9 protein-coding genes are annotated in these 8349 nt (G+C 70.3%); 4 read left to right on the top strand and 5 right to left on the bottom strand.

The features are described 5' to 3' along the window. Positions 1-210: 210 nt before the first annotated feature. On the bottom strand, positions 211-1101 hold the full coding sequence (locus EXE41_RS09575) for a hypothetical protein (RefSeq protein WP_137690837.1): 891 nt from the start codon (positions 1099-1101) through the stop codon (positions 211-213). A 117-nt stretch (positions 1102-1218) separates the two neighbouring features. Here EXE41_RS09575 and EXE41_RS09570 point away from each other — a divergent pair, with 117 nt between their 5' ends. The 3 genes from EXE41_RS09570 to EXE41_RS09565 all read left to right on the top strand — a co-directional run bounded on the left by EXE41_RS09570 (position 1219) and on the right by EXE41_RS09565 (position 3803). Beyond that, complete coding sequence (locus EXE41_RS09570; protein WP_086216765.1) at positions 1219-2202, top strand: nucleoside recognition protein; 984 nt, start codon at positions 1219-1221, stop codon at positions 2200-2202. Between the two features lie 58 nt (positions 2203-2260). Beyond that, positions 2261-2425, top strand: coding sequence for a hypothetical protein (locus EXE41_RS19290; protein ID WP_167373072.1), 165 nt, complete (start codon positions 2261-2263; stop codon positions 2423-2425). Positions 2426-2561: 136 nt separating this feature from the next. Further along, on the top strand, positions 2562-3803 hold the full coding sequence (locus EXE41_RS09565) for a CaiB/BaiF CoA-transferase family protein (RefSeq protein ID WP_094580439.1): 1242 nt from the start codon (positions 2562-2564) through the stop codon (positions 3801-3803). A 113-nt stretch (positions 3804-3916) separates the two neighbouring features. Here the strand turns inward: EXE41_RS09565 and aceA are convergent, their stop codons facing one another. Genes aceA through EXE41_RS09550 form a run of 3 tightly spaced genes read right to left on the bottom strand, consistent with a single transcriptional unit; the run spans position 3917 to position 5500 of the window. Next, complete coding sequence (aceA, locus tag EXE41_RS09560; RefSeq protein WP_086216767.1) at positions 3917-4954, bottom strand: isocitrate lyase; 1038 nt, start codon at positions 4952-4954, stop codon at positions 3917-3919. 4 nt (positions 4955-4958) lie between these two features. Further along, entirely contained in the window at positions 4959-5171 is a 213-nt protein-coding gene (locus tag EXE41_RS09555) for a hypothetical protein (protein ID WP_049931563.1), read from the bottom strand. Next, positions 5168-5500: a hypothetical protein gene (locus tag EXE41_RS09550; protein WP_049931564.1), complete on the bottom strand. Its 333-nt coding sequence runs from the start codon at positions 5498-5500 to the stop codon at positions 5168-5170. The genes EXE41_RS09555 and EXE41_RS09550 overlap by 4 nt, the downstream gene beginning before the upstream one ends. Positions 5501-5852: 352 nt before the next feature. On the opposite strand from EXE41_RS09550, the gene thiL reads away from it, so the two are divergent. Further along, complete coding sequence (thiL, locus tag EXE41_RS09545) at positions 5853-6770, top strand: thiamine-phosphate kinase (protein WP_086216769.1); 918 nt, start codon at positions 5853-5855, stop codon at positions 6768-6770. 389 nt (positions 6771-7159) lie between these two features. Here the strand turns inward: thiL and EXE41_RS09540 are convergent, their stop codons facing one another. Then, positions 7160-8302 (bottom strand): thiolase family protein, encoded by a 1143-nt coding sequence (locus EXE41_RS09540; protein ID WP_086216589.1) that lies wholly within the window; start codon positions 8300-8302, stop codon positions 7160-7162. Between the last annotated feature and the right edge of the window lie 47 nt (positions 8303-8349).

Genomic DNA, 8349 nt, shown 5'->3' with positions numbered 1-8349 from the left:
ACTCGAAGGGGCGGGCGCGAATCGGGCGCAGGCGAAGTGAGGACCGCAGCGAGCGAGCGAAGCGAGCGACTGAGGATCACAGCGAGCGTGCGCCCGATTCGCGGCTGGGGCTTTGGGAGTATTCACCGCCGACCTGCTGAATCCCGTTTATAATCCGACGGGGAATTTGGAGGGAGCTCCCACCGAGCCGTCAACATCGACGTACTCTGCCTATTCTACGACCGCGAGCGCCACGCCCGCCACGTCGCGAACGCCGACCACCTGGTGTCGCCACCCGTCGCCGGCGTCGACGCAGAGCGTTCCCGCGTCCGTCACCGCGACCGAGACGCCGGGGCCGTAGCCGAGCGCGACGGGCGTCTCGTCCACGGGCAGGTCCGCGGGCGTCCACGTCTCCTCGCCCCACTCGCCGGCCCCGTCCGAGTGAACGAGCAGGTCACCGCCGACGACCGCCATCGCGTGCCCGTCGCCGTCGGACGCGACCGCCTCCGCGACCGCCTCCCGGGCCGTCATCCAACCGTTGCCAAGCCAGTAGAGCCCCGCACCGGTCGCCGCAAGCGGCATCCCGGCGCCGGCCACGTCGCGCGCGTCGTCGAGGCCGACGTCGGTGATGCCGCGCTCACCGACCCGGTACACCGCCTTCCCGCCCGCGACGAGACCGCCGTCGACCGCGCGCGGGTCCGTGACGGTTCCGATCCGCGTCGTCGACGAGACCGTCGCCTCGTCGCCCTCCCCGACGTTGATACGCTCGATCGCCCCGTCCTCGCGGGCGACAAGGAGCGCGTCGTCACGGTCCCTCGCCGCGCCGACCGCGACCGCCGGCTCGTCGTCGACCGACTCGAACGTCGGGTCGTCGCCGACCGCGGCGACCGAGAGCCCGTCGGGCGTGGCCGCGACGGCGAGGTCGGGGCCGCCGCCGCGAGCGAGGACGGTGACATCGCGGGCGGGGTCGCGGGCGACCATGTCGAACGCGCCGACCTTGTCGGCCGACAGCGAGACGCGGACGATCCCCGTCCCCGTCGCGACGTAGGCGTCGGTGCGGCCGGCGCTGCCCGCGTACACGCGCTTTTCATCGATCGAGATGTCATCCTCGGCGGGAGCCATCGGAGGGCCGTTCTCCGCGGCGGGACATAAGCCCCGCGCGGCGGCGCACGTTCCGACCCTCCGGGAACGCCCGCCCGTTCCGACGGCCATTTGAGCGCCCCTCGCGTACGCTGATTCGTGCAATCGGTCGCCGCCGAGCTCTCGACGCTGCTCGCGGAGGTGGCCCCCCGACTTGCCCGGATCACGGCGTTCATCGCGGGGGGCGTCTTCGCCGCCAACGTCGCCGTCGCGTTCGGGCTGGTCCGGTACGTCGCCGGGCTCGCGGGGTGGCTCACCCGACCGGCGAACCTCCCGGACGAGGTCGGCACGGCGATCCTCACGACCGCGGCGTCGACGACCGCGGGCTACGCGACCCTCGCGGAGTTCCGCGAGTCGGGGCTGCTCGACGACCGCGCGACGCTCGTCGCGGTGACGATGAACACGTTCTTCGGCTTCGTCCAGCACGTGTTCACCTACTACGTCCCGGTGTTGATCCCGATCCTCGGCGTCACCACCGGCGCCGTCTACGTCGGCGCGCGAGCCGGCATCGCGCTTTTGATCACCGTCACCGGCGTCGTCGCGGGCGGGTTCCTCCTCTCCGAGTCGAACGTCGACCGCGCCGCGCTCGCCGACGTCGAGGCGACCGGGCCCGAGGACGACGACCGTACCGACCGGGAGCGCGTGCGCGACGCGGCCGGGAAGTCGTGGCGGACCCTCCGGCGGATTGTCCCGCGGCTCGCGGTCGTGTACACGCTGGTCATCTGGCTCGTCACGACCTACGACGTGGCGGCCCTGACGAGCGTGGCGGAGCCGATCACGAGCGTGCTGGGCCTGCCGGGTGCCGCGGTGCCGGTCATCGCGGTGTTCACGCTCGACACGACCGCGGGCGCGGCGACGCTCGCCGGGACGGAAGCCGGGATCTTCACGACGCGGACCGCGGTCGCGTCGCTGCTCATCGGGAGCATCCTCTCGTTCGCCGTCTCCACGTTCCGGCGCTCGATCCCGTTCCAGTACGGGATCTGGGGGCCTTCGTTCGGGACGAAGGTGATCGCCGTCAACACCGCGCTCAAGCTCGTCTTCATTTCGGCGACGGTCGCGCTACTGCTCGCGCCGGTGTGGTGACAGGGCCGGCGGAGCCCGAATCAGTAGGTTCAACACCGGCCCGGATCGATCGGCGCACATGGCGCTCGAAAAGGACGTGGACTGTCCCGACTGCGGCGGGTCTCGTTCGTTCTACCGGACCGCGGCGATGACGCTTCACCTCGGCGAGAAGACGAAGTGGCGCTGTCCCGACTGCGGCTACGGCTACGTCGAGATCGACGGCATCGACACGCTTCCGGCCTGACGAAACCGTTCGCCGGCGCCGCCTCCTCGCCGGCCCCGGGTTTCCGTCCGCGGCGCCGCCGCAACACTCAGTACCCCCGGGACTGACCCGGGACACATGAACCGAATTCGGCGACGGTCCGCGGGGGTGAACGCGCGTGGTCGGTGAGGCGCGCGATCCCGACGGCGACACCGGACCGCTGGATGGCGTCACCGTGCTGGACCTCTCTCGCGTGCTCGTCGGCCCGTTCTGTACCATGCAGCTCGGCGACCTCGGCGCCGAAGTGCTCAAGATCGAGCGGCCCGGACAGGGCGACCAGACGCGGACATGGGTCCCGCCAGCGTTCGGCGAGGGCGAGGGCGAAGAGAGCGCCTACTACGTCAGCGTTAACCGGAACAAGCGGTCGATCCAGTTGGACCTGACGACCGAGTCGGGGCGCGCGGTCGCGCGGGACCTCGCCCGCGAGGCCGACGTGCTCGTCGAGAACTTCCGGGTCGGTAAGACCGCCGAGTGGGGCCTCGACTACGGCGACCTCGTCGACGAGAACCCCGGGCTGATCTACTGCGGCATTTCCGGCTACGGCGAGTGGGGCCCCGACCGCGACAAGCCCGCCTACGACATCATGATGCAGGCGCGGGGCGGGTTCATGTCGTTCACGGGCGTCGAGGACGGCCCGCCGGTCCGGATCGGCGTCGCGCTCGCCGACGTCGGCGCGGGGATGTACGCGACGCAGGCGATCCTCGCGGCCCTCCTCGAGCGCGAACTCGGCGACGGCCGCGGCCAGAAGATCGACGTGAGCCTGCTGGACGGGCAGGCCGCCTGGACCAGCTACATGGCGACGAACTACTTCGCCAGCGGCGAGCCGCCGGGACGGATGGGGAGCAAACACCCGAACATCGTCCCGTATCAGGCGTTCGAGACGAGCGACGGGTACGTCGTCGTCGCCTGCTCGTCGGACCCGTTCTGGCCGCCGCTGTGCCGCGCGATCGACCGCCCGGACCTGCTCGCGGACGAGCGGTTCGAGACCAACGAGGGCCGCGTCCGCCACCGGGAGGAGCTCGACCGCGAGCTGAGCGAGACGTTCGCGTCCATGACGACCGCCGAGGCGACCGCGGTCCTGGAGGAACACGACGTGCCCGCGAGCCGCGTCCGCGACGTGAGCGAGGTGTTCGCCGACCCCCAAATCGAGGCGCGCGGGATGGTCGCCGAGGCGGAACACCCGACCGCGGGCACCGTCACGTTCCCCGGCTCGCCCATGCACTTCTCCCGGACGCCGACGACCGTCCGGCGCCACCCGCCGGCGCTCGGCGAACACACGGAGTCAGTTCTCGACGAGTACGGCTACGGCGACGGCGACATCGCGGAGCTGAAAGAACGGGGAGCGATTCCGGACGGCTGACGGCGACGGGACGCTCGGTGGTCGGGTTCCGTCGAGCGCTCCGCCGTCGGTCGCCGTCGAGCGCTCCGCCGTCGGTCGCCGCCGAGCGCTCGGTCACCGGTTTTCCCGGGCGCTCAGTCGTCGTTTTCGGCCGTGATCGGGTCGCTCTCGTCTTCGGTGAACCCCGCCGACTCCTCCTGCCGCTCGCGGGCCTCGGGATCGAACTCGGCCTCGATGTCCTGATACCGCGGGACGAAGGAGAGCTCGTGGTGACTCTCCGTCTCGTGGCCGATGTACCGCTCTTCGAGGTCGAACTGCGCCTCCTCGTCGTTCTGCGCGATGTTCTCGAAGTCCTCGTAGGCCGCGTGGGCGCCCGAGTGGAGACCGTACAGCGTGATGAAGATGTACTGGTAGCCCAGGTCGCCGAGCTCCTCGAAGGTGAGCGGGTCCTCCTCGGCGCCCCACTCGAACGAGGAGGAGTAGTTGAAGGCCAGATCGAGGTCGGGGTGGGTCTCGTGGATCGTCTCGGCGTACTCGACCGCGTCCTCGCGGGACGGGTCGGGCATCTCGGGCCAGACGAGGTCGACGCCAGCGTCGGCGTAGATCCGGCCGCGTTCGAGGTGTTCCTCCCAGTCGCCGTTGGCGGAGCCGTACGCGTCGGTGCGGGCGATGATGACGGTGTCCTCGCTCTGCTTGGCGTCGACGGCGGCCTCGAAGCGCGAGCGGGCCTGCTCGCGGGAGACGATCTGCTTGCCGGCGATGTGGCCGCAGCGCTTCGGCGAGGTCTGGTCCTCGATGTGGACGGCGGCGACGCCGGCCTTCTCGTACTCGCGGACCGCGCGCCGGACGTTGTGGACGCCGCCGTAGCCGGTGTCGCAGTCGGCGATGACGGGGAGGTTCGTCGCCTCGACCATGCGCTTCGCGTTCTCGACCATCTCGGACATGGTGACCATCTCCAGGTCGGGGAAGCCGAACTGGCCGAGGACGGTCGAGTAGCCGCTCATGTAGGCCGCGTCGAGACCCGCCATCTCCGCGAGGCGGGCGTCGAGGGCGTGGTAGATCCCCGGCGCGAACGTGTACTCCTGCTCCTCGAACAGCTCGCGGAGCCGGCGGCCGGCCGGGTTGTCGATATCTCTGGTGAAGACGTCGTCGTCGAGTTCGTTGGGATTCATCGGGTTACTGCGTGGTGTCGTCGTCTGCGGTGTGGTTCGGCGCGGTGCGCCGGCCTGATCGGCGTTTGTCGGCGGGGCGAGCGGTCGGCGCGAACGTCGTCGGGTCCGGGCGCGGTCCGTCGCCGGTCCCCGCCATTGGGACGGTGCTGCGGGACGCGTCCTCGCCGGTCGACCGGGCCGAGCGCTCGCGGGAGCGGCGCGTCGCGTTCGCCGTCATCGCGAACCCCCGTCGGTCCGCGTCCGCGAGGCGGGACGCAGGTCGGGGACCATGGGCGCGTCGCGCTCGTCGTCGGCCGGCGGACGGGTCGGGCGACGGGTGTCGGCCCGCGGCGGCGACCCGGGCGAGCGCGTCCCCGTGGTCCGGCGCGTCGTGATCGTCGGGACCAGCGGCGCGCCGGCCTCCTCGGTGGGCGGGATGCGGCCGGGGATCGGCTGCGGAGAAGCAGTCCGGTCGGAGCGCTCCGCGGGCTCCGAGCCGGTCGTGCGGTCGGTCGTGCGATCGGTGCGTCGAGTCGTGTCGTCAGGCGTGTCGTCAGGTGTCGTCATCGGGTCGTGTGGGGGGTTGCGGCGGTCGTCTGGTGATCGGGTCGGTGCCTCGGGTCGTTGCGTGTCCGCGTACGGATACTGCCATTGCGACCGGAGCAAATCGGAGGAAGGCAATAAACATAATGATTGATAATGATAATATTCGTTATGTTGTTTTATTCGGTTAAATGTTCCATGACAACACGGCCCATACAAACGAAGACATCCGGGGCTGCGCGCCCCTCGCCGCCGGTGACAGCGTCCACAACACTGTCGGTGACGCCGCCGAGCGACATCGACGGCGTCGGACCGGGCCAGACCGAGCCGGGCCGGACCGATCGCTTATTGACCCCGCCGCGCGGAGCGTAGGGTAGTGAACGAGCGCGACGCTCTCCGGGCTCTCGCGGCCGACCTCCCGCACGCGGGCGACGACGCCGCCGTCGTCGACGGAACGGTCATCACGACGGACATGCTCCACGAGCGGACCGACTTCCCGGCCGGCACAACGCGGTACACAGCCGGCTGGCGCGCAGTCGGCGCGTCGCTGTCGGACGTGGCGGCGATGGGCGCGACCGCCCGGGCCGCGGTCGCCGTCTACGCCGACGAGGCGTTCGACCGCGACGAGCTGACCCGGTTCGTCGCGGGCGCGGTCGACGTCTGCGAGGCGGTCGACGCCGAGTACGTCGGCGGCGACCTCGACGAACACGTCGAGTTCACGACCGCGACCACCGCCGTCGGGCGCGTGACCGACGCCGGAGCCGTCACCCGAGACGGGGCGGGGCCGGGCGACGCCCTCTGCGTCACCGGCGAGTGGGGCCGGTCCGCGGCGGCGCTGCGGTTATTTAAAAGGGGAGACGACGGGGCTATCGAGCGCGCCAACGAGCTGTTCCGGTTCACGCCGCGCGTGGCCGACGGGCTCGCGCTCGCGGGGACGGCGACCGCGATGATGGACTCTTCCGACGGGCTGGCGCGCTCGTGTCACCAGCTGGCCGAGGCGAGCGAGGTCGGGATCGAATTGGAACGGGACGCGGTTCCGGTTCATCCCGCGGTCGAGGAGGTCGCGGAGGGGTCGGCGGAGCGGTTCGAGCTCGCGGCGCACTTCGGCGAGGACTTCGAGCTGTTGTGTGCGGTGCCGGAAGAGGACGTTTCGGGTGTCAGCGAGGCGTGTCCCGCGGGCCTCACGCGGATCGGTACCGTGGTTGAGGGGTCGGACGGCGACGCGGCGGCGCGCGTCACGGCCGACGGCGACCCCCTGCCCGACCGCGGCTTCACACACGGGACAAATAAATAACCGAAGTCTCAGTGAGTCATTTATAAATAATCGTCCGCAGATCGACGGCGAACACCGCCGATGCCCCGGTCGATCGGCTGTAAGATTCCGTTTTTAAATCTCTGACCGACACGAACGCCACCGAAGCCCCGGCCGTGAGGCGGTCGCACGCTCGCTGCGGTCCTCAGTCACTCGCTCCGCTCGTTTCTTGCGGTCCTTACGTCGCCTGCGACCGCCTCACGGCCGCCCCTTCGAGTCCCGCCCCCGCACCGCACAGCGCCTCACACCTCCCCAGCCTCGTCGGTGGTTCTTCGCTTCGCTCCGAACCACCGACTCCCTCGCGCGTGCTTCTCGCGCCCGGAGGGCGCTCGAAGGCACGCGCCACCGCAGAACGTCGCTTTTTAAGTTGTCTACCGCAGGAACTCGATCGCGGCGCCCTGCCCGAAGCCGACGCAGAGCGTCGCGAGCCCGCGGTCGGCGTCCTGTTTTTGCATCTCGTGGAGCAGCGTCACGGGGAGGCGCGCGCCCGAGGCGCCGAGCGGGTGGCCGATGGCGATGGCCCCGCCGTTGACGTTGTACTGGTCCTCGTCGATGCCGAGCTCGCGCCGCGAGTACTCGCACTGGGAGGCGAACGCCTCGTTGAGTTCGACGAGGTCGTAGTCGTCGATGTCCGTGCCCGCGCGGTCGAGCAGGCTCCGGGTGGCGGGCACCGGGCCGATCCCCATCACGGTGGGGTCGACGCCGGCGACCGCGTTCGTGCCGACCTCGGCGAGCACGTCGAGCCCGTGCTCCTCCGCGAACGCCCTGCTCGTGACGACGGTCAGCGACGCGCCGTCGGAGATCTGCGAGGAGTTCCCCGCGGTGACGCTGCCGTCGCCGGTGAAGGCGGGCGGCAGGTCGGCGAGCTTCTCGGCGGTCGTGTCCGGGCGGATCCCCTCGTCCGCCTCGACGAGCCCGTCGTCCGTCTCGACGGGGACTATCTCGTCGTCGAAGCGGCCCGACTCGGTCGCCTCGGCGGCGCGCTGGTGGCTACGGGCGGCGTACTCGTCTTGGGCCTCGCGGCTCACCTCGTACTCCTCGGCGACCTTCTCTGCGGTCATCCCCATCTGGAGCTGGAAGATGTTGTACTGTTCAGACAGCTCCGGGTGGAGGTGTTCGTAGGAGTCGCCGTCCATCGGGACGCGGCTCATGTTCTCGACCCCGCCCGCGATGATACACTCGCGGTTCCCGGCGGCGATGGCGTCCGACGCCGAGATGATCGCCTGCATCGAGGAGGCGCACCAGCGGTTGATCGAGGTGGCGGGCACCGACTCACCCAGCTCCGAGAGGAGGGCGATGACGCGCGCGACGTTGTTGTCCTGCTCGGTGCGTTGCTGTGCGACCCCCCACATCAGGTCGTCGACGTGGTCGCTCGTCAGCCCCGTCTCGTCGAGCGCATGGTCGATGAGCGTCGTCGAGAGGTCCTCGCTGCGGACGTCCTCGTAGACGCCGCCGTCTTTCCCCTGCGGTGTTCGGTAGGCGGCCGCGATCACGGGCGTGGTCTCGTCTGTCATGAACGATCACAAGCCCGACGACGTATTAAAACGCCGTGGAACGAGCG

Origin of the sequence: Halorubrum sp. SD690R (assembly GCF_005435035.1) — an archaeon.
GTDB lineage: Archaea > Halobacteriota > Halobacteria > Halobacteriales > Haloferacaceae > Halorubrum > Halorubrum ezzemoulense.
This window is presented reverse-complemented; position numbering and strand designations above follow the sequence as displayed.

Bases quoted from the DNA above. Each gene is read 5' to 3' on its own strand.
- EXE41_RS09575 (WP_137690837.1), bottom strand. From the start codon at position 1,101: ATGGCTCCCGCCGAGGATGACATCTCGATCGATGAAAAGCGCGTGTAC.
- EXE41_RS19290 (WP_167373072.1), top strand. From the start codon at position 2,261: ATGGCGCTCGAAAAGGACGTGGACTGTCCCGACTGCGGCGGGTCTCGT.
- aceA (WP_086216767.1), bottom strand. From the start codon at position 4,954: ATGAATCCCAACGAACTCGACGACGACGTCTTCACCAGAGATATCGAC.
- EXE41_RS09555 (WP_049931563.1), bottom strand. From the start codon at position 5,171: ATGACGGCGAACGCGACGCGCCGCTCCCGCGAGCGCTCGGCCCGGTCG.
- EXE41_RS09550 (WP_049931564.1), bottom strand. From the start codon at position 5,500: ATGACGACACCTGACGACACGCCTGACGACACGACTCGACGCACCGAT.
- EXE41_RS09540 (WP_086216589.1), bottom strand. From the start codon at position 8,302: ATGACAGACGAGACCACGCCCGTGATCGCGGCCGCCTACCGAACACCG.